The sequence below is a fragment of the Variovorax durovernensis genome, from assembly GCF_977011995.1.
The window spans coordinates 5250539-5271064 of sequence record NZ_CDRNCW010000001.1 but is presented as its reverse complement, the minus strand read 5'-3'; the positions used below and the strand labels follow the sequence as shown (position 1 = coordinate 5271064).

Genomic DNA, 20526 nt, shown 5'->3' with positions numbered 1-20526 from the left:
CGCCGTGTGTTGTTTACAGCTTCAGGCTCTTGAGGTATTCGCGGAACTCCGCGCCCACTTCGGGGTGCGCCAGCGCCAGTTCCACCGACGCCTGCAGGAAGCCTTCCTTGCTGCCGCAGTCGTAGCGGATGCCCTTGTACGAGTACGCGTACACCGATTCCTTCTTCATCAGCGCCGCGATGCCGTCGGTCAGCTGGATCTCGCCGCCCGCGCCCTTGGGCTGGTTGCGGATCTCGTCGAAGACGCCCGGCGTCAGGATGTAGCGGCCCGCCACGCCCAGGCGCGAGGGTGCGTCTTCTGGCTTCGGCTTCTCGACCATCTTGCTGACCTTGACCAGGCCTTCCTCGACGGCGTCGCCGGCCACGATGCCGTATCGCTTGACGTGCTCCAGCGGCACTTCCTGCACCGCCAGCAGCGAGCCGCCGAGGCGGGCGAAGGCCGCGGTCATTTGCGCCAGCACGGGCTCGCCGCCCTTGGGGCCGACCATCAGGTCGTCCGCCAGCAGCACGGCGAAGGGCTCGTTGCCCACCAGATGCTCGGCGCACAGCACGGCATGGCCCAGGCCCAGCATGCGCGGCTGGCGCACGTAGGAGCAGGTCATGTCGTCGGGCATGACAGAGCGCGCAATGTTCAGCAGGGCGGTCTTGCCGCTGGCCTCGAGCTGGCTTTCGAGCTCGTAGGCGGTGTCGTAGTGGTCCTCGATGGCGCGCTTGTTGCGGCCGGTGACGAAGATCATGTCGCGGATGCCCGCGGCGTAGGCCTCTTCGACGGCGTACTGGATAAGCGGCTTGTCGACCACCGGCAGCATTTCCTTGGGCTGTGCCTTGGTGGCGGGCAGAAAGCGGGTGCCAAAGCCCGCAACGGGAAATACAGCCTTGCGGATACGTGTCGATGGTGTGGACATGGGCAGTTCGGCGTCGGTTCGTTGGAAGAAAGAAAGGGGGAAGTCCCGGGAGTGGTAGCAGGAGCGGCAAGCAAGTGCCGAACCAGCATCCTAAACGCCCGGTATTTACTCCGTCTGTCAGCCGAGGCGCACAAGCTGGTCGCGCAGGCGCTCCAGCGTGGCGGTGAAATCGGCCAGGCGCTTGCGTTCCTGCTCGATCACGGCAGGCGGCGCCTTGGCCACGAAGGCCTCGTTGCCGAGCTTGCCGTGCACCTTGGCGATCTCGCCCTCGATGCGCGCGATTTCCTTGCCGATGCGCAGCTTTTCGGCCGCCTTGTCGATTTCCATGTGCAGGCACAGGCGCGCGGCACCCACGACCGCCACCGGCGCCGCTTCCGCGGCCGCCTGCCATGAGGCCTCGTCGTCGAAGACCTTCACTTCCTTGAGCTTGGCCAGCGCCTGCAGCACGGGCGCCGCTTCGCGCAGGAAGGCAGCGCCTTCGGCGTCGTCGGCCACGGCGTACAGCGGCAGGCGCATCGCGGGCGACACGTTCATTTCGCCGCGCAGCGTGCGGCATGCGTCGACCAGGCTCTTCAGCCGCGCCACGTAAGCCTCGGCCGCCTCGTCGATCTTCTCCGGCTGGCTCTGCGGATACGCCGCCACCATGATCGACTCGCCCTCGCGACCCGCAACCTTCGACACCTTCTGCCACAGCTCTTCCGTGATGAATGGAATCACCGGGTGCGCCAGGCGCAGCAGCGTTTCGAGCACGCGGATCAGCGTGCGGCGCGTGGCGCGCTTCTGCGCGTCGTCACCGGTCTGGATCTGCACCTTGGCGATTTCGAGGTACCAGTCGCAGAACTCGTCCCAGGCGAACTGGTAGATCGTGTTGGCCACGTTGTCGAGGCGGTATTCCTCGAAGCCCTTGGTCACTTCCGCCTCGACGCGCTGCAGCTGCGACACGATCCAGTAGTCGGCGCGGCTGAACTTCAGGTAGCCGTGGGCCGGGCCGCCGACCTTGCAGTCTTCCTTCGTGTGCTCCAGCAGGCCGCAGTCCTGGCCTTCGCAGTTCATCAGCACGAAGCGCGTTGCGTTCCACAGTTTGTTGCAGAAGTTGCGATAGCCCTCGCAGCGCTTCGAGTCGAAGTTGATGCTGCGGCCCAGCGAGGCCAGCGAAGCGAAGGTGAAGCGCAGCGCATCGGCGCCGAACGCCGGAATGCCGTCCGGGAACTCCTTCTGCGTGTTCTTGCGCACCGTGGGCGCGGTCTCGGGCTTGCGCAGGCCCTGGCTGCGCTTGTCCAGCAGCTCGGGCAGCGCGATGCCGTCGATCAGGTCGACCGGGTCGAGCACGTTGCCTTCGGACTTGCTCATCTTCTTGCCCTGCGCGTCGCGCACCAGGCCGTGGATGTAGACGTCCTTGAACGGCACCTTGCCGGTGAAGTGCTTGGTCATCATGATCATCCGGGCGACCCAGAAGAAGATGATGTCGTAGCCCGTCACCAGCACGGTGGACGGCAGGTACAGCTCCAGTTCCTTGGTCTTCTCTGGCCAGCCCAGCGAAGAGAAGGGCACCAGCGCCGCCGAGTACCAGGTGTCCAGCACGTCCTCGTCGCGCGTCAGCTTCTTGCCCGGCGCCTTGGCCTGCGCGGCGGCTTCGTCTTCCGCCACGTACACGTTGCCTTCCTCGTCGTACCAGGCGGGAATCTGGTGGCCCCACCAGAGTTGGCGCGAGATGGTCCAGTCCTGGATGTTCTCCATCCAGTGGTTGTAGGTGTTGACCCAGTTCTCGGGCACGAAGCGCACCTCGCCCGACTTCACCACGTCGATGGCCTTCTGCGCGATCGACTGGCCGTCGGCGCCGGGGCGGGTCATGGCCACGTACCACTGGTCGGTGAGCATCGGCTCGACGATGGCGCCCGAGCGCGCGCAGCGCGGCACCATCAGCTTGTGCTTCTTCACTTCGACGAGCAGGCCCAGCGCGTCGAGGTCGGCCACCACGGCCTTGCGCGCCACGAAGCGGTCCATGCCGCGGTATTTTTCGGGCGCTTTGTCGTTGATGGTCGCGTCCAGCGTCAGCACGCCGATCATCTCGAGCTTGTGGCGCTGGCCGACCGCGTAGTCGTTGTAGTCATGGGCGGGCGTGACCTTGACCACGCCGGTGCCGAATTCCTTGTCCACGTAGTCGTCGGCAATGATCGGGATCAGCCGGCCCACCAGCGGCAGCTTCACGCGCTGGCCGATCAGGTGCTTGTAGCGCTCGTCCTCGGGGTGGACCATCACGGCCGTGTCGCCGAGCATGGTCTCGGGCCGGGTGGTGGCCACGGTCAGCGCGCCGCTGCCGTCTTCCAGCGGGTACGACAGGTGCCACAGGAAGCCATCTTCCTCCTCGCTCTCGACCTCGAGGTCGCTCACCGAGGTCTTGAGCAGCGGGTCCCAGTTGCCCAGGCGCTTGCCGCGGTAGATGAGGCCTTCGTCGTACAGCTTCACGAAGGTGTGCATCACGACCTTCGACAGGTCGTCGTCCATCGTGAAGTACTCGCGGCTCCAGTCCACCGTGTCGCCCATGCGGCGCATCTGCTGCGTGATGGTGTTGCCCGACTTTTCCTTCCACTCCCACACGCGCGCCACGAAGTTCTTGCGGCCGAGTTCGTGGCGGCTGACCTTCTGCTCCTGCAGCTGGCGCTCCACCACAATCTGCGTCGCGATGCCCGCGTGGTCGGTGCCCGGCACCCACAGCGTGTTGGCGCCCTTCATGCGGTGGTAGCGCGTGAGGCTGTCCATGATCGTCTGGTTGAACGCATGGCCCATGTGCAGCGTGCCCGTCACGTTGGGCGGCGGCAGCTGGATCGCGAATGACTCGGCGCCTTCCTTGGGCTGCTGAGTGCCGCGGAAGCCCGCCTTGGCGTAGCCGCGCTTTTCCCATTCCGGGCCCCAGTGCGCCTCGATGGCGGCGGGTTCGAAGGATTTCGACAGGCTGTCGAGGCCGGGTTGGGCGGGGGAGGTGGTGGGTTCGCTCATGGGGAATGCAAAACGGCACCCTCGGGTGCCGTCGTAACGAGGTGGGATTGCCGGTGATTTTACCGGCGCTGCCTCCGGTCACTTCGGCCACTCATAATTCCGGGATGCTGTTCCTGCTCTCCCCTGCGAAGTCGCTCGACTACGACACCCCGGTCACCGCCGAAATCCCCGCCACCCAACCCCATTTCGAGTCCCCGCGCGGCCCCTCGGTCGAACTCATCAAGCTGCTGCGCGAGAAGTCGCCGCAGCAGATCGCCGAGCTGATGCACCTGTCGGACAAGCTCTCTGCCCTGAACGTGGCCCGCTACGAGGCCTGGTCGAGCAAGAGTACCGCCAGGAACGCCCGCCAGGCCGCCTTCGCCTTCGACGGCGACGTCTACGGAGGCCTCGACGCCCGCACGCTCACCCGGGCGCAGCTCGACTGGGCGCAAGACCACGTCTGCATCCTCAGCGGCCTCTACGGCCTGCTGCGCCCGCTCGACCTGCTGCAGCCCTACCGGCTCGAGATGGGCACCGCGCTGGCCAACCGCCACGGCAAGGACCTGTACGCCTTCTGGGGCTCGCGCATCGCCGAGCACCTGAACGAGCGCCTTGCGGCCGACCGCACGCCGGTGGTCATCAACGTGGCTTCCCAGGAGTACTTCAAATCGGTCGACAGGAAGGTGCTCAAGGCCCGTGTGGTCGAATGCGTGTTCGAGGAGTGGAAGGGCGACAAGTACAAGATCGTCAGCTTCTTCGCCAAGCGCGCGCGCGGCCTGCTGGCCCGCTGGGCTGTGCAGCACAAGGCAGCCACGCCCAAGGCACTGGAAAAGTTCGACCTCGAGGGTTATGGTTTCGACGCTCAAGTGTCGACAGCCGAAAGGCTGGTGTTCAGGAGGAAAGTCTGATGTCGCAAGCGATCAGTCCGGAACTGCGCGAATGGCTGGTGGCCCAGCTCGCGGCCGGGCACTCGGTGCCGGCGCTGCGCGCGTCCATGCGCGCGGCCGGCTGGCATGACGCGGCCGCCGATACGGCGCTGGCCCAGCTCGAAGCTGGTTTTCCCAACGTCGAGGTGGCGCTGCCGCCCGTGCGCACCGAAATGCCCGGCCCCGACCTCGACGGCGCGCCGCTGTACCTCGACGTCGGCGACCGCCGCGTGCAGGTGCTGCAGACCATGCGGCATCCGCGCGTGGTGGTGTTCGGCAACCTGCTGTCGGGCGAGGAGTGCGAAGGCCTGATCGCCGCCGCGCGCGTGCGCCTGGCGCGTTCGCTCACCGTGGAAACGCGCACCGGCGGCGAAGTGCTGAACGTCGACCGCACCAGCGACGGCATGTTCTTCGAGCGTGGCGAGAACGAGATCGTCGCGCGCCTGGAGCAGCGCATCGCCATGCTGCTGCGCTGGCCGCTCGAGTTCGGCGAGGGCCTGCAGATCCTGCGCTACGCCCCCGGCGCGCAGTACCGCCCGCACTACGACTATTTCGACCCCGGTGAGCCCGGCACGCCCACCATCCTCAAGCGCGGCGGCCAGCGCGTGGCCACGCTCGTCATGTACCTGCAGGAGCCCGAGGGCGGCGGCGCCACCACCTTCCCCGACGTGGGCCTGGAGGTGGCCCCGGTGCGCGGCTCCGGCGTGTTCTTCAGCTACGACCGGCCCGACCCCGTCACCCGCACCCTGCACGGCGGCGCGCCGGTGCTGGCGGGCGAGAAGTGGGTCGCCACCAAGTGGCTGCGCGAGCGCGAGTTCAAGTAGGCAAGAAGGAACCGATGAAAGTCACCGCCAACGGGCTGCAGATCGAAGTCGACGACACCGGAGGCGAAGGGCGTCCCGTCATCCTGCTCATCATGGGCCTGGGCATGCAGCTGGTCGCATGGCCGAACGGCTTGGTGCAGCAGCTGGTGGACGCGGGCTTTCGCGTGGTGCGCCACGACAACCGCGACATCGGCCTGAGCCAGGGCTTCGATCACGCGGGCACCGGCAACGTCGTGTGGCAGACCATCCGCCACCGGCTCGGCCTCAAGGTGCGCTCGGCCTACACGCTGCAGGACATGGCGCTCGATTCGCTCGGCGTGCTCGACGCGCTGGGCATCGCCAAGGCCCACATCGTCGGCGCCTCGATGGGCGGCATGATCGCCCAGCGCATTGCCGCCTTTGCGCCGCAGCGCAGCACCAGCCTCGTGAGCATCATGAGTTCCAGCGGCGCGCGCGGCCTGCCCGGGCCGCGCCGCGAAGTGACGACCATGCTCATGCGCCGGCCCCTGGGCAAGAGCGAGGCCGAACTCGTGGCGCACAGCATCAGGCTGCTGCGGCTGATCCAGAGCCCCGCCTACCCGCAGACCGATGAAGAGCTGGCCGAGCGCCTGACCTTCAGCATGCGGCGTTCGTACCACCCGGCCGGCCTGATGCGGCAGATGCTCGCCATCGGCGCCGACGACGAGCGCCCCCAGGTACTGCCGCGCATCCAGTGCCCGACGCTGGTGCTGCACGGCGACGCCGACGCGCTCGTGCCCATGGCCTGCGGCGAAGACACCGCCCGGCGCATTCCGGGCTCGCGCTTCGTTTCCATTCCCGGCATGGGCCACGACCTGCCGCCCGAGGTGTGCGCCATCCTCGCCAACCACATTGCACCGTTCGCGCACGCGGCCGAAGCCCGAGATTCAAAGCCATGAGCACAGACCACAACCCCAATACCCCCGAGCAATCGCAGCTGGGCCGCGCCTCGGCCTACGCCGACCACTACGACCCCACGCTGTTGTTCCCCATCGCGCGCGCCACGCAGCGCGAGGCCATGGGCATCAAGTCCGGCGCCTTGCCCTTCTTCGGCGCCGACCTGTGGACCGCGTTCGAGGTGAGCTGGCTCAATGCGCGCGGCAAGCCGCAGCTGGCCATCGCGCACTTCACCATTCCGTGCGAGACGCCCAACATCATCGAAAGCAAGAGCTTCAAGCTCTACCTGAACAGCTTCAACAACAGCACCTTCGCGGGCATCGACGCCGTGCGCGAGCACCTGCGCACCGACCTCGCCGAGGCCGCCTGGCGCGGCAGCGACCAGTCGGGCGGCATCGGCGTGAAGCTGCTCACGCCCGAGCTGTTCGACCGCGAACCGGTGCATGAGATCGACGGCCTCGACCTCGACCGGCTCGACATCGAGTGCACCCGCTACCAGCCCGCCCCCGATCTGCTGAGCAGCGACACCACGCAGGTGCACGTGAACGAAACCCTCACCAGCCGCCTGCTCAAGAGCAACTGCCTCGTCACCGGCCAGCCCGACTGGGGCAGCGTGCAGATCCGCTACAGCGGCCCGCCCATCGATCAGGCCGGGCTGCTCGCGTACATCGTGAGCTTTCGCAATCACAACGAATTCCACGAGCCCTGCGCCGAGCGCATGTTCACGGACATCTGGAGCCGCTGCAAGCCCACCAAGCTCGCGGTGTACGCGCGCTACACGCGGCGCGGCGGGCTGGACATCAACCCGTTCCGCACGAGCTGGCCACAGGCGCTGCCGGCGAATATCCGTACTGCGCGGCAGTAAGCCCCCGTCTTTTTGTCCAACCGGGAGAAAGAAGAAAAATGCGTTCAGTGCTTTCACACGCGGCCGCTGGCGCGTTTCTCTTCATGGCAACGGCGTATCCCGCAATCGCGGGCGAAGACGTGGCCGTCAGGCAGCTTGGCAATGCAGCGTATGAGCTGACGCTCAAGGCGGGCGAGCCGCTGGAAATAGCGGCCGGGCAAGCCCAATTGACGCCCACAGCACAGAAGCTGTGCGGCGAAAACAAGGTCACATTCGGGCGCTACAGCTTCGCGCGCCAGGAACCCATCGATCCGGTGTCCTCAAAAGCCCCCGGCGAGCTGGTGCTCCGGCAGGAAATTCAATGTGGATCGGTCGCCCAGGAGAAAAGCGCCGCCTCCCCCGCAAGGGAGCGGCCATCGACGCCCGAAGAAGACCAGAAGCAGGTCGAGTTGCTGACGTACCAGTACCTAAAGGCCAAGGATGCCGGTGATTTTGCGAAGGCCTATGGCTTCTTTGCCGATTCGATGAAGGCCACGGCTTCGCAAGAGAGCTGGAGCAGCGCCGGAAGAAAGTTCAGCGCGATTGCCGGGCCAGCCACGAGCCGCCGGATCCGGAAAATCACGCGTTACGACAACCCACCGTCTGCCCCGCGGCCCGGTGTCTACATCGCAGCCGATCTGGTGAGCCAGTTCCAGAACATCGACATCCATTGCGGCTACGTCGTCTGGCGCGGTCAGCCTGATGGCTCGTTCCAGGTCATTCGCGAAGAAGCCAACTACATCGACAAGGCCACGCAGCAGCGAATGACGCCCGAGCAACTGGCGGCGTTCAAGGCCAGCGCCCGCTGCTGAGCCCGTGCCGGGGCGAAGCCCCTCTTCGGAAATCCGAAACCCGCAGCCCGCTCCCTGTGGCATTCTGGAATCGACCCGCGAACCGCGGTCGAACGAACATCCGGAGCACAGACAAGCATGGTTGAAGGAAAAGTGGTCGTCGTCACCGGCGCTGGCGGCGGCATCGGGCGCGACATCGCGCTGGCGATGGCGGCGCATGGCGCGAAGGTGGTGGTCAACGACATCGGCGCCGCGCTCGACGGCGAAGGCGGCAGTGCAGGCCCCGCGCAGCAGGTGGTCGACGAGATCCGCGCAGCCGGCGGACAGGCTGTGCCCAACACCGACAACGTGGCCGATGCCGCCAGCGCCGCACACATCGTGCAGTGCGCGCTCGACAGCTTCGGCCGCATCGACGCGGTGGTCAACAACGCGGGAATCCTGCGCGACCGCTTCTTCCACAAGATGTCGGTCGACGAGTGGGACTCGGTGCTCAAGGTGCACCTGTACGGCTCGTACTACGTGAGCCGCGCGGCGGCCACGCACTTCAAGGAGCAGAACTCGGGCGCGCTGGTGCACATGACCTCGACCTCGGGCCTCATCGGCAACTTCGGGCAGGCCAACTACTCGGCGGCCAAGCTCGGCATCGTCGCGCTGTCGAAGTCGATCGCGCTGGACATGCAGAAATTCAACGTGCGCTCCAACTGCATCGCGCCCTTTGCCTGGAGCCGCATGATCGGCGCCATTCCCACAGACACCGACGAGCAGCGCGCCCGCGTCGACAAGATCAAGCAGATGACGCCCGCCAAGGTCGCGCCGCTCGCGGTGTATCTGGCGAGCGATGCGGCCGGTGCGGTCAACGGGCAGATCTTCTCGGTGCGCAACAACGAGATCTCGCTCATCAGCCAGCCGCGCCCGGTGCGCTCCATTCACCGCTCCGAAGGCTGGACGCCGCAGAGCATCGCCGAGCACGCCATGCCCGCGATGCGCGCCAGCTTCTTCCCGCTGGACCGTTCGGCCGACGTGTTCAGCTGGGACCCGGTCTGAGGACAAACCCGCAGGAGGCCGAGCGCAGCTTCGGCGTCATTCGCCGGACAATGCGCGTTCCCTTCTTCCTTCGTGCCCGCGCCCGGTGAACCTGCACTTCGACCTGTTCGACCTGAAACTGTTCGTCTACGTGGCGGACGCGCACAGCCTCACGCGCGGTGCCGAGAAGGCCTGCATCTCGCTGGCCGCGGCCTCCACCCGCATCAAGCAGATGGAAGAGGCCGTGGGCGGCAAGCTGCTGCATCGCAGCGCGCAGGGCGTGACGCTCACTGCCGCCGGGCAGGCCGTGCTGTATCACGCCAAGCGCGTGATGCAGCAGATGGAGCACCTGCGCTGCGACATGCAGGACTTCGGCAAGGGCATCAAGGGCCATGTGCGGGTGTTCGCCAACACCACCTCGATCACGGAGTACCTGCCGCAGAAGCTGGCCGGCTTCCTTACGCAGCATCCTGCCGTGCAGGTGGACCTGCGGGAATACCTGAGCGAGGAGATCGTGCGCGCGGTGGCCGACGGCGAGGCCGACATCGGCATCCTCGCGGGCGACGTGCACACGGGCGACTTCGATGCGCGCCCCTTCGGCAGCAACCAGCTCGTGCTGGTCGTGCCGGTCGCGCACCATCTGGCGGGCGCACCGTCGGTGGCCTTCGCCGACACGCTCGACGAGCAGCACGTGGGCCTGCACCACGGCAGCGCCATCCACCGCTTCCTGCAGCGCCGTGCCGAGCTGGCCGGCCGGGGCTTCAACCCGCGCATCCAGGTCAGCAGCTTCGAGGCCATCTGTTTGATGATCGAAGCGGGCGTGGGGGTCGGCGTGCTGCCTGCATCTTCCGCGCAGAGACTGTCGATGGCGATGCGCATTTCGACCGTGGCGCTCAGCGATGCCTGGGCCGAGCGCGAGCTGAAGCTGATCGCGCGCAATCGCGAGCAGCTGCCGGCCTCGGCTCGCGAGTTGTTCGACCACCTCGTCGCTTCATGAAGCTCACCCCCAGTCTTCGCGCACTTCGTGTCGCTGGGCCAACCCCCTTGCAGGGGGCAACACCAGCGGCCTGGCAGAGCCGGTTCCGCGGTGTTCCTGGCTTGGGCCGTGGCCGAGGCAGTGGCAGTGGCGTGCGCCGTGGGTCGCGCATCGGCGCGGCGGAAAGCCACCAGGATGGGGACTCTGCATGTCCGCCGACCTGAAGTCGCTGCGCCTGTTCGTGACCGTGGCCGACCACGGCAGCATCAGCGAAGGCGCCAAGCGTTGCCACATCGCGCTTGCGGCCGCGAGCAAGCGCATCTCCGACCTCGAGGCCCGCGCCAGGCTGCCGCTGCTGGTGCGCCATGCACGCGGCGTCACGCTCACCTCGGCGGGCCATGGACTGCTGCTGCATGCGCGCGCCGTGCTCTCGGCCATGGACCGCCTCGGCGCGGAGTTCGACGATTTCCAGAACGGCGTGGCGGGCGTGGTCAGCATCACGGCCAACGCGTCGACCATCGCGCAGTTCCTGCCGGCGCAGATCGGCTCCTTCCTGCGGCTGCACCCGGTGCTGAAGATCGACCTGCAGGAGCGCGCCAGCACCGAGGTGGTGAAGGCCGTGCAGGCGGGCCTGGCCGACATCGGCGTGATCGAGAGCCACACGCCCGCCGACGGCCTCGAATGCCTGCCGTACCGCAACGACGAACTGGCCGTGGTGATCGCGCGCGACCACCCGCTCGCGCGGCGCAAGCGCATCGGCGTGGAAGAAGTGCTGCGCTACGACCATATCGTGGTGCGCGAAGGCACCGCGCTGCACCGGGTGCTGCTGGCCGCCGCGCTGGAGGCGCAGGTGCCGCTGAAGGTGCGCATGCAGGTGGGCAGCTTCGACATGGTGTGCCGCATGGTGGAGCAGGGCGTGGGCATCGGCGTGCTGCCCTACGCGGCCATCCTGCCGCAGCTGCAGATACTGCGGCTGCGCTGCCTGAAGCTCGACGCGCCCTGGGCGCTGCGCCGGCACCTGCTGTGCGTGCGCAGGCAGCAGGACCTGACCGTGGCCGCGCGCTCCGTGCTGGAGCACCTCGGCCGGCCGGACTGAACGCGAGGGGACGCGAGCCTTCGCGCCGCGCGAAGCCTCGCGCTCGCCAAAAACGAATTGTTCTCCGGCGGCCTGCGCGCAAAGATCGCGCAAACCAAAGGAGACTCCCTTGAAGATCGTTCGCGTCAGCGCCACGCCGCTGAACATTCCCGTCACCATCGACGTGGTCGGCCTGAACAAGCAGACCTCGCTGTCGCTGTGCCTCACCGAGATCGAGACCGACACCGGCCTCGTCGGCCACGGCATGACCGCCATCACCGAGGAAGAAATCATCGCCGCCGCCGTGCGCGAGGTGGCCGGCCCCGCGCTGATCGGCGAAGACCCGATGGCCACCGAGCGCTTGTGGGAGAAGCTCTACTGGCTGCTCTCGCCGCGCGGCCAGACCGGCTATGCCAGCCACACCATCGCCGCGCTGGACATCGCGCTGTGGGACATCAAGGCCAAGGCACTCGGCCAGCCGCTGTGGCGCCTGCTCGGCGGCGCGCGCGCCAGGGTGCCGGTGTACGCCACCTTCGGTTTCGGCTTCTTCGAGCGCGACCAGCTCGCGGCGGCCGCAAGGCTGTGGGTGTCGCAGGGCTTCCAGCGTTTGAAGATGACCGTCGGCAACCATGCGCTCGCACGCCGCGACGAGCCGCGCTCGCTCGACGAGGTCATCGCCGAAGACGTGCGCCGCGTGGCGGCGGTGCGCGAGGCCGTGGGCCCCGACGTGAAGCTGTACGTCGACGCCAACTGCGGGCTCGACCTGTTCCACGCCACCGAGCTGGCGCACCGCATCGAGCCCTACGGCATCAGCTTCTTCGAGGAGCCGCTCACGCAGAACGACGTGCGCCAGATGGCCCAGCTGCGCGCACGCACCCGCATTCCGCTGGCCTGCGGCCAGAACGAGGGCCTGGCCTTCCGCTTCCGCGACCTGCTGGTGAACCAGGCGGTCGACGTGCTGCAGCCCAACGTGACCATCTCGGGTGGCTACTCGCAGGTGCTGAAGATCGCCGGCATGGCGCAGGCCTTCAACGTGCCCATCGACAACGGCGGCGCCTGGCCTTTCCACAACATGCACCTGCATGCGGGCGTGTCGAACGGCGGGCTGGTCGAGTACCACTACGTGGCGGTGCAGATGCTCAAGCAGATCTTCGACGGACTGCCGGTACCCGACCAAGGCTGGCTCACGCTGCCCGAGACACCGGGCCTGGGCTTCGCGCCCAATGCCGACCGCGTGCGCGAGCTGGCGAAGCTGCCGACCTCGCACGGCAAGGGGAAGGCCTGAGCAGCCGGCGGGCTGCTGCCTCCCGGCGACACTTTCCTTCACGACCAGGCCGCGACAGACGGCCGGCGATTCCGACCAAGACAACGGAGACAAGATGAAAGCCAGACAAGCGATTCGACCCGCGCGCCGCCATGCACTGCGCGCAATGGCGGCCCTGGGCCTTGCGAGCGCCTTCACCCTCGCGGCGCCCGTGGCCTGGGCCCAGAAGTACCCCGACAAGCCGATTCGGCTCGTGGTCGGTTATTCGGCCGGTGGTGGTGTCGATGCGGTGGCCCGCCTGCTCGGCGTGCGCCTGTCGGCCGTGCTGGGCCAGCAGGTGCTGGTGGAGAACCGCACCGGCGCGACCGGCCTGATCGCGGCCGAGTTCGTCGCCAAGGCGCCGCCCGACGGCTACACGCTGATGATGGGCGACAGCGCCTTGCTCATTGCCAAGCTGCTGCAGCCGAAGATCGGCATCGATCCGCTCACCAGCTTCAAGCCGGTGGCGGGCGCGTTCATCTCGCCGCTGATGATCGTCGCGGGCAACGACTTTCCTGCGAAGACGCCGGCCGAGCTGGTGAAGGAACTCAAGGCCAACGCCTCGCGCTATTCGTACGCCACCTCGGGTGTGGGCACGGTGCAGCACCTGGGCTTCGAGATGCTCAAGCAGGCCAGCGGCAGTTCGGTGGTGCATGTGCCGTACCGCGGCGCCGCGCAGATCGTGCCGGACGTGATCGGCGGGCAGATTCCTCTTGGCGTGGTGAGCGCCACTGCAGGCATGGCGCAGGCCAAGGCGGGCAAGCTGCGCGCGGTGGCGCTGATGAACACGGCCAAGCTCGAAGGCGCGGAGAGTGTGCCGCCACTGGCCGATGCGTTGCCGGGGTTCGACGTGGCGCCGCGCATCTTCGTGCTGGCACCCGCGGGCACGCCTGACGATGTGGTCGAGAAGCTCTCGGCTGCGGTGAAGTCGGTGCTCGATACGCCGGAGGCCGGTGCGGCGGCCGCTGCGCAGGGCACGCTGCGTGCCTATTCAACGCCTTCGCAGCTTGGGAAGGACATGGCTGCGGAGACTTCGCGGTGGAAGAAGATCATTTCTGATCAGCACATCGTGGCTGAGGGGAACTGAGGTTTTTTGTTCGTGGTGCGCTCACGCCGGCATGAGCAGAGCGCTTGTCGTGCGCAGGGCGCCGGGTGCTCCCCGCAGCGAAATAAAGGAGGAGGGCGAAGCCCGGGGGACATTCGCGGAGGGGAGTACCCGGTGGCCTGTGCACATACCCCGAACAAGAGCCAAAAAACATGGAGCCATTGAAATGACAACACCCCACCTGGGCCTGATCGTGCCCCCCGCAGCCGGCGCGGTGCCGGTAGACGGCCCGCTGCTCTACGGCGAACGCATCCGCTTCAGTGCCAAAGGCCTGGGCCTTGGAGAAATCTCGACGCGCGGTTATCTCGACGTCATCGACTCGGTGGTCGAGAAGGCCGTGGCGCTCAAGGAGGAGGGCGTGAGCGCGGTCTCGCTCATGGGCACCTCGCTGAGCTTCTTTCGCGGCGCGGCCTTCAACCGGCAACTCGAAGCCGAGATGACACGCGCCACCGGATTGCCCTGCACCACCATGAGCAACGCCATCGTCGGCGCACTGCGGCACCTCGGAGTGCGACGCGTGGCGGTGGCCACCGCGTACATCGACGAAGTCAACCTGCACCTGCGCAATTACCTGGAGCAGAGCGACTTCGAGCCACTCGCGCTCGAAGGCCTTTCCATCTCTGACGTGAAAGCCGTGGGCGAAGTGCCGACGCAGGTGCTCGTCGATTTGTGCCTGAAGGTGTTCGATGCCCAACCCGGCGCCGACGGCATCCTCATCTCGTGCGGCGGGCTGGTCACGCTGGATGCGGTGCGCGAAGTCGAAGCGCGCCTGCGAGTGCCCGTGGTGTCGAGTTCGCCCGCCGGCTTCTGGGACCTTGTCGGCACCGCCGGGCTCGATCCGCGCGTGCCCGGTCAGGGGCGCCTGTTCGCCTGAGCCTGTTCAGCGGATCAGCCAGCGCCCCACGCGCGGCGTGTCGGCCAGCTGCCAGACCCGCTCGCACAGCGCCTTCGCCTCGTCGGCGGTAGCGCCTTCGCCGTAGTGCGCCAGGCGCTGCATCTTGTCTTCGATCTCCGCGCGGTCCAGGCTGTTGCCCGGGTCGCCTTTAGGCTCGTCCACGCGGCCCTGCAGCCTGCGGCCGTCGGTGGTGTGGACGCTGACCTTGCCGATCCAGCGCGCCGGGTAGGCGGCGTCGACTTCGTCGTCCAGTTCCATCGTCACCTTCTCGCGGAAGGCCGAGACCTCGGGCGCGAGGAAGTCGCGGTCGAACTCGCCCAGGCCCGCGCGGCCGTGCACCGCGATCAGGCCCAGCACCGTGCCCATCGAGAACTTGCCCTGGTGCACCGTGGCCGGCACGTCCACACGGCCCAGCACGTCGATGGCGCCCTGGTGCACGTGCGTGGTCACGCGCGACACGTCGGCGGGCTTCAGGTTGTTCTGCTGTATCACCTGAAGCAGCGCGTCGGCGGCGGGGTGGGTGTGGCGGCAGGAGGCGTGGTACTTGAAGGAGGTCTCGGCCAGCGTCCAGCGCGTGCCGAGGCCGTCTGTGAGCTTGGCCGGGTCGGCATCGCTCGACATACCCACGCCCAGGCCCTGCGCGCCTTCGAGGATCTTCGCGGCGCCGGTGAAGCCGTCCTGCGCGAGGTAGGCCGACATCAGCCCGCTGGCCGCCGCGTGTGCGCAGTGCAACTGCTTGGAGTCTGCCGCGTCGCGCAGGAACTCCCACACGCCGGCCGATTGTGTGCCTGCCGAGCCGAAGGCGTGCAGCATCTGCTGCGGCGTGAGGTCGAGCAGTCGGCCCACCGCCGCGGCAGCGGCCAGCGTGCCCGCCGTCGCGGTCGTGTGGAAGGTCTTGTAGTGCGAGCGCCCGAGAAATTCGCCCACGCGAATGCCGACCTCGTAGCCCGCGACCACCGCCGTCAGTAGTTGCGCGCCGCTCGCGCTGATGCTCTGCGCCACGGCCAGCGCCGGCGCAATGACGACCGCCGCCGGGTGAAACACCGAGCCGTTGTGCACGTCGTCCTGCTCGACGAAGTGCGAGGCCGCCGCATTGACGAGCGCGGCGAACAGCGGCGAGCTGGTCTGGCGCGAAGTCAGTATTTCGCTGGGGCCTTCCGCGGGGCCCATCAGGCGCGCGAAGCGCTCGATGCTGCGGATGGGGCGCGCCGTGCGCGCTGCGAGCACAGAGCCCAGCCAGTCGAGCATCAGGTCTTCGGTGCGGCGCAGCACAGGTGCGGGAATGTCGGCGAACTGCAGTTCGGCGGCGAAGGTCGCGAGCACCTTGCTCGGATGTTCGGCAACGGCGGATGTCATGAATGGATCCTTTCGTGGAATGCCGCGGAACCGGCTTTGCCGGGCCGCAGGCGTTGCCCCCTGCAAGGGGGTTGGCGAAGCGACACGAAGTGCGCGAAGCCTGGGGGTTAGTCAAAAGGAACGGGGCAGGCCGAGCATGTGTTCGGCTACATAGCTCAGGATCAGGTTGGTCGAGATCGGCGCCACCTGATACAGCCGCGTCTCTCGGAACTTGCGCTCGATGTCGTATTCGCAGGCAAAGCCGAAGCCGCCATGGAACTGCAGGCATGCATTGGCGGCTTCCCAGCTCGCCTTGGCCGCAAGGTACTTCGCCATGTTGGCCTGCGCGCCGCAGGGCTGGTGCGCATCGAACAGGCGGCAGGCCTCGTAGCGCATCAGGTTCGCGGCTTCCACTTCGATGAAGGCCTCGGCAATCGGAAACTGCACGCCCTGGTTCTGCCCGATGGGCCGGCCGAACACCACGCGTTCCTTGGTGTACTTCGTCACCCGGTCGATGAACCAGTAGCCGTCGCCGATGCACTCCGCCGCAATCAAGGTGCGCTCGGCGTTGAGCCCGTCCAGGATGTACTTGAAGCCCTGGCCTTCCTCGCCGATCAGGTTCTCGGCCGGGATCTCGAGGTTCTCGAAGAACAGCTCGTTGGTCTCGTGGTTCACCATGTTCAGGATGGGCTGCACCGTGAGTCCCTTGCCGATGGCCTCGCGCAGGTCGACGATGAAGATCGACATGCCTTCGGACTTCTTCTTCACGTCCGCCAGCGGCGTGGTGCGCGCCAGCAGGATCATCAGGTCCGAATGCTGGATGCGCGAGATCCACACCTTCTGCCCGTTGACGACGTAGCGGTCGCCCTTCTTCACGGCGGTGGTCTTGATCTTGGTGGTGTCGGTGCCGGTGGTGGGCTCGGTCACGCCCATCGACTGCAGGCGCAGCTCGCCGTTGGCGATCTTCGGCAGGTAGTTGCGCTTCTGCGCCTCGCTGCCGTGGCGCAGAAGCGTGCCCATGTTGTACATCTGGCCGTGGCAGGCGCCGGAGTTGCCGCCGCAGCGGTTGATCTCTTCCATGATGACCGAGGCCTCGGTCAGGCCAAGGCCGGAGCCGCCGTACTCCTGCGGAATCAGCGCGGCCATCCAGCCGGCCTTGGTGAGCGCATCGACGAATTCGGCGGGGTAGCCGCGCGCCTCGTCGATCTTGCGGAAGTAGGCATCGGGAAACTGCGCGCACAGGTCGCGCACGGCATCGCGGATGTCGGGGTAGTTCTTGTCGTTGGCGTTGTTCATCGGTCTTTGCTCAGTCCTGGCGCGGGCCGCCGGCTTCCTTCTCCACGCGTTGCCAGATCTCCACCGCCATCGGGTCGTCGATCTCCTCGAGGATGTGGCCCACCAGGCCGATGGCGCGCGCCATCACGCCGAAGCCGCGGATGATCTTCCAGGGAAAGCCGAACTCGGCCGCAATCGCGCCGATGGCCCCCGTGGCGTTGATCGGCAGCGACTTGCCCGACACGCGCTCGGCTTCTTCCTGCACCGCCTGCATCAGCGCGACATAGTGGCTGGAGAGGCCGTTCTCCGCCGCGATCTGGAACAGGCGCGGTGTGCGCGGATCGATGGGCTTGTGCAGCGGATGGCCCAGGCCCGGCACGATCTGCTTGCGCGCGCGGTGGTCGGCGACGATGTCTTTCGCCATGTCGGCGAGCGGCCGCGTGGGCTTCTCGCCGAAGGGAATGGCCTCGTAGAGCATCCTGGCCGCGCCTTCGGTGCTGCCTACGAACACCGTGCCCAGTCCGCAGAGGCCGGCTGCCACGGCGGCCTGCAGTGCCTCTGGAGCGCCTGCATAAGTGAGGCGCGCCGCCAATGCACTGGGCGTGATGCCGTGCTCCACCAGCGTGACGACGATGGCATTGAAGGTCACCGATTCCTGCGGCGTCGGGATGCGCCCGGTCAGTTCCAGGAAGGCCATGTCGCCGAGGTTCAGGTGGCCGAGGATTTCCGAAGGCAGGTCGCGCCCGCGCACGGTGATCTTGTCGGGGGTGCTGTGGCCCAGCTCCGTATGCAGGGATTTCTTGATCTTGGTGGTCATGCGCCGAATCTAGCCCCGCCTCGCGCGGGGTGGCTCTCTGATTGCGAAACCCTCCCTTCGGCAAATGCAAATGCTCGGCGGCGGGGTCTTCAGGCACGCTGCTGCGATGGACCTTGAATCACTTTCGGCGGTGCGCGAATCGGCGCTCGACTACTTCGTTCGCAGCCGTGCCACCCAGCGGCGGCGCCAGCGCATGGAACAACCGGATGCCGACGAGGCCGAGGGCTGGCGCGACATCGCCGCACTGGGCTGGCCCGGCATGCTGGCGCCCGAATCGTCCGGCGGCCTCGCGCTGGGGCTGGCCGGTGCCGCGGAAATTTTGCGCGCGGCCGGCGAGCACGCGGCGCCGGAGCCATTGCTGGCCGTGGCCGGCCTCAGCGCGCTGCTGCTGTCGGAGCTGCACACCCCGCGCGCCGATGCGCTGCTGGCCGAGCTGGTCGCGGGTAGCAGCCTGCCGGCGCTGGCGTGGCAGGAGAGCGCGGGCGACCTCAGCGCGGTGCCGCTGGCCTGCGGCTGCGAAGCGCTTGCAGGCGATGCAGGCGGCGTGCTGCTGCAGGGCGAAAAGCTCATGGTGCTGCCCGGCGCGGCCGCCAGCGGCTGGCTCGTGTCGGCGCGTGGCGAAGACGACGCGGTGCTGCTGTGGGTGCCGCGCGGCACTGCGGGCGTGAGCGAAACGTTGGTACCGCTGGTCGACGGCAGCCAGGCGTCGAACCTGCGCTTCGAGCAGGTCGAGCTGCCGGCGGACGCGGTGCTGGCCGAAGGCCCGGCCGCGCAGGAGGCGCTGCGCAGGGCACTCGCTGGCGGGCAGATCCTGCAGTCGGCCGAACTGCTGGGCGCGGGGCAGGCCATGCTCGCGCAAACGCTGGCCTACCTGCGCACGCGCTCGCAGTTTGGCAAGCCCATCGGCAGCTTCCAGGCGCTGCAGCACCGTTGCGTCGACATGTTCATCCACCTCGAAGTGGCGCAGGCCACGCTGGACGAAGTGCTGGCGGTGGCGGCACAGGGCTTGCCAGCGGATCGACTCGAGGCCGAGGCCAGTCGCGTCAACGCGCGCTGCACGGCGGCCGCGTTGCAGGCCTCGCGCGCCTCGGTGCAGCTGCATGGCGCCATCGGCTACACGCAGGAGTGCGACCTGAGCCTGTTCTACAAGCGCGTGTTGTGCCTCTCGGCCTGGCTGGGCAATGCCAGCGCGCACCAGCTCCGCCATGCCTTGCTTTCGCGCGATGCGGAGGCTGCTGTGGGCACCGCGGAGTGGCAGGGCGAGTTCCCCCGCACCGCCGACTGGGCGGCGATGCCCGAGGCCGATTTCCGCCGCATGGTGCGCGCCTTCCTGCAGCAGCGTTATCCGCAGCAACTGCGCTACCTGTCGCACCGCGCGCGCTGGAGCGAGATGCGCGAGTGGTATCTCACGCTGTCGGCGCAAGGCTGGATCGCGCCCGCATGGCCGCAGGCGCATGGCGGCATGGGCCTGCCGGCAGACAAGCTCATCGCGTGGATCGAGGAACTGGAGCAGCACGGCGTGGCGCGCGCGCCCGACCAGGGCATCGTGATGATCGGCCCGCTGCTCATACAGCACGGCACGCCCGAACAGCAGCAGCGCTTTCTGCCGCGCATCCTCAGCGGTGAGCATGTGTGGTGCCAGGGCTATTCCGAGCCCAATGCCGGCTCTGACCTCGCGGGCCTGCGCACCGAGGCGATGCCCGCGCGCGACGCACAGGGCGAGCACTTCGTGGTCAACGGCCAGAAGATCTGGACCACGCTTGCGCAAGACGCCAACCACATCTTCATGCTGGTGCGCACCGACAAGGACGCGCGCAAGCAGGAGGGCATCAGCTTCCTGCTGTGCGACCTGCGCACGCCGGGCATCACCATCCGGCCCATCCGTACGCTGGCCGGCGAGCCGGAGTTCTGCGAGGTGTTCTTCGACAACGTGCGCGTGCCGGCGGAGAACCTGGTCGGCAAGCTGCACGGCGGATGGACCATCGCGAAAGCGTTGCTGGGCTTCGAGCGCATCTTCCTGGGCAGTCCCAAGCAGTCGCAGTACGCGCTGGGCCAGTTGGCGCGGCTGGCGCAGGCGCGGCGGCTGTTTGCCGACCCGGTGTTCGCGCAGCGCTTCGCTGCGCTGCGGCTCGACGTGCTCGACCTGTCGGCGGCCTACACCGGCTTCGCGAACATCGTGCGGGCCGGCAAGCCGCTGCCCGCATCGGTGTCGCTGCTGAAGATCTGGGCCAGCGAGACCTATCACCGCATCGGCGCGCTGCTGGTCGAGGCAGCCGAAGAGCAGGGTGCCGTGGTCGGCGACCAGGTGCTCGACGGGCAGAGCTTCAACGTGCTCTCGCCGCTCATCGGCTCGACGGCCGCAATGATCTACGGCGGCACCAACGAGATACAGCGCAACATTCTTGCGCGGCAGGTCCTGGACCTGCCTGCATGAGGCTCGCCTCCAGTCTTCGCGCACTTCGTGTCGCTTCGCCAACCCCCGGCCGGGGACAACACCTGCGGA

17 protein-coding genes are annotated in these 20526 nt (G+C 67.5%); 12 read left to right on the top strand and 5 right to left on the bottom strand.

From position 1 onward, the window contains the following. Positions 1-13: 13 nt before the first annotated feature. The gene (galU, locus tag ACWV14_RS25025; protein WP_422087927.1) at positions 14-904 is read right to left on the bottom strand and encodes a UTP--glucose-1-phosphate uridylyltransferase GalU; all 891 of its coding nucleotides are present in this window, start codon (positions 902-904) and stop codon (positions 14-16) included. 117 nt (positions 905-1021) lie between these two features. After that, positions 1022-3901, bottom strand: coding sequence for a valine--tRNA ligase (locus tag ACWV14_RS25020; RefSeq protein WP_454904333.1), 2880 nt, complete (start codon positions 3899-3901; stop codon positions 1022-1024). Positions 3902-4005: 104 nt separating this feature from the next. Here ACWV14_RS25020 and yaaA point away from each other — a divergent pair, with 104 nt between their 5' ends. From yaaA to ACWV14_RS24965, 11 genes are all read left to right on the top strand, one after another. Next, on the top strand, positions 4006-4788 hold the full coding sequence (gene yaaA, locus ACWV14_RS25015) for a peroxide stress protein YaaA (protein WP_454904331.1): 783 nt from the start codon (positions 4006-4008) through the stop codon (positions 4786-4788). Beyond that, the gene (locus tag ACWV14_RS25010; RefSeq protein WP_454904329.1) at positions 4788-5630 is read left to right on the top strand and encodes a 2OG-Fe(II) oxygenase; all 843 of its coding nucleotides are present in this window, start codon (positions 4788-4790) and stop codon (positions 5628-5630) included. The genes yaaA and ACWV14_RS25010 overlap by 1 nt, the downstream gene beginning before the upstream one ends. Before the next feature lie 14 nt (positions 5631-5644). Next, complete coding sequence (locus ACWV14_RS25005) at positions 5645-6547, top strand: alpha/beta fold hydrolase (protein WP_454904327.1); 903 nt, start codon at positions 5645-5647, stop codon at positions 6545-6547. Continuing rightward, a complete protein-coding gene (gene queF / locus ACWV14_RS25000; protein ID WP_454904325.1) occupies positions 6544-7410 on the top strand; it encodes an NADPH-dependent 7-cyano-7-deazaguanine reductase QueF in 867 nt (288 codons plus the stop codon). Before ACWV14_RS25005 ends, queF begins: the two co-directional genes overlap by 4 nt. Before the next feature lie 38 nt (positions 7411-7448). After that, positions 7449-8240 carry a DUF4019 domain-containing protein gene (locus tag ACWV14_RS24995; protein ID WP_454904323.1) on the top strand — a complete coding sequence of 264 codons (792 nt, stop codon included), beginning with the start codon at positions 7449-7451 and terminating at the stop codon, positions 8238-8240. Positions 8241-8357: 117 nt separating this feature from the next. Continuing rightward, the gene (locus ACWV14_RS24990; protein ID WP_422087921.1) at positions 8358-9263 is read left to right on the top strand and encodes an SDR family NAD(P)-dependent oxidoreductase; all 906 of its coding nucleotides are present in this window, start codon (positions 8358-8360) and stop codon (positions 9261-9263) included. Positions 9264-9348: 85 nt separating this feature from the next. Next, positions 9349-10239 (top strand): LysR family transcriptional regulator, encoded by an 891-nt coding sequence (locus ACWV14_RS24985; RefSeq protein WP_454904321.1) that lies wholly within the window; start codon positions 9349-9351, stop codon positions 10237-10239. Between the two features lie 187 nt (positions 10240-10426). After that, complete coding sequence (locus ACWV14_RS24980) at positions 10427-11314, top strand: LysR family transcriptional regulator (RefSeq protein WP_454904320.1); 888 nt, start codon at positions 10427-10429, stop codon at positions 11312-11314. Positions 11315-11423: 109 nt separating this feature from the next. Beyond that, positions 11424-12578: a mandelate racemase/muconate lactonizing enzyme family protein gene (locus tag ACWV14_RS24975; RefSeq protein WP_454904319.1), complete on the top strand. Its 1155-nt coding sequence runs from the start codon at positions 11424-11426 to the stop codon at positions 12576-12578. A 94-nt stretch (positions 12579-12672) separates the two neighbouring features. Beyond that, on the top strand, positions 12673-13683 hold the full coding sequence (locus ACWV14_RS24970; protein ID WP_454904317.1) for a Bug family tripartite tricarboxylate transporter substrate binding protein: 1011 nt from the start codon (positions 12673-12675) through the stop codon (positions 13681-13683). Positions 13684-13867: 184 nt separating this feature from the next. Next, a complete protein-coding gene (locus ACWV14_RS24965; protein WP_454904316.1) occupies positions 13868-14575 on the top strand; it encodes an arylmalonate decarboxylase in 708 nt (235 codons plus the stop codon). 6 nt (positions 14576-14581) lie between these two features. Here the strand turns inward: ACWV14_RS24965 and ACWV14_RS24960 are convergent, their stop codons facing one another. The 3 genes from ACWV14_RS24960 to ACWV14_RS24950 form a co-directional block, all read right to left on the bottom strand. After that, positions 14582-15952, bottom strand: a complete 1371-nt coding sequence (locus ACWV14_RS24960; protein ID WP_454904315.1) for an MmgE/PrpD family protein — start codon at positions 15950-15952, stop codon at positions 14582-14584. A gap of 111 nt (positions 15953-16063) precedes the next feature. Next, positions 16064-17227 (bottom strand): acyl-CoA dehydrogenase family protein, encoded by a 1164-nt coding sequence (locus tag ACWV14_RS24955; RefSeq protein WP_106935366.1) that lies wholly within the window; start codon positions 17225-17227, stop codon positions 16064-16066. Positions 17228-17237: 10 nt separating this feature from the next. Beyond that, entirely contained in the window at positions 17238-18023 is a 786-nt protein-coding gene (locus tag ACWV14_RS24950) for a citryl-CoA lyase (protein ID WP_422087914.1), read from the bottom strand. A gap of 106 nt (positions 18024-18129) precedes the next feature. On the opposite strand from ACWV14_RS24950, the gene ACWV14_RS24945 reads away from it, so the two are divergent. Further along, complete coding sequence (locus ACWV14_RS24945) at positions 18130-20457, top strand: acyl-CoA dehydrogenase (protein WP_454904313.1); 2328 nt, start codon at positions 18130-18132, stop codon at positions 20455-20457. The last annotated feature ends 69 nt before the right edge of the window (positions 20458-20526 follow it).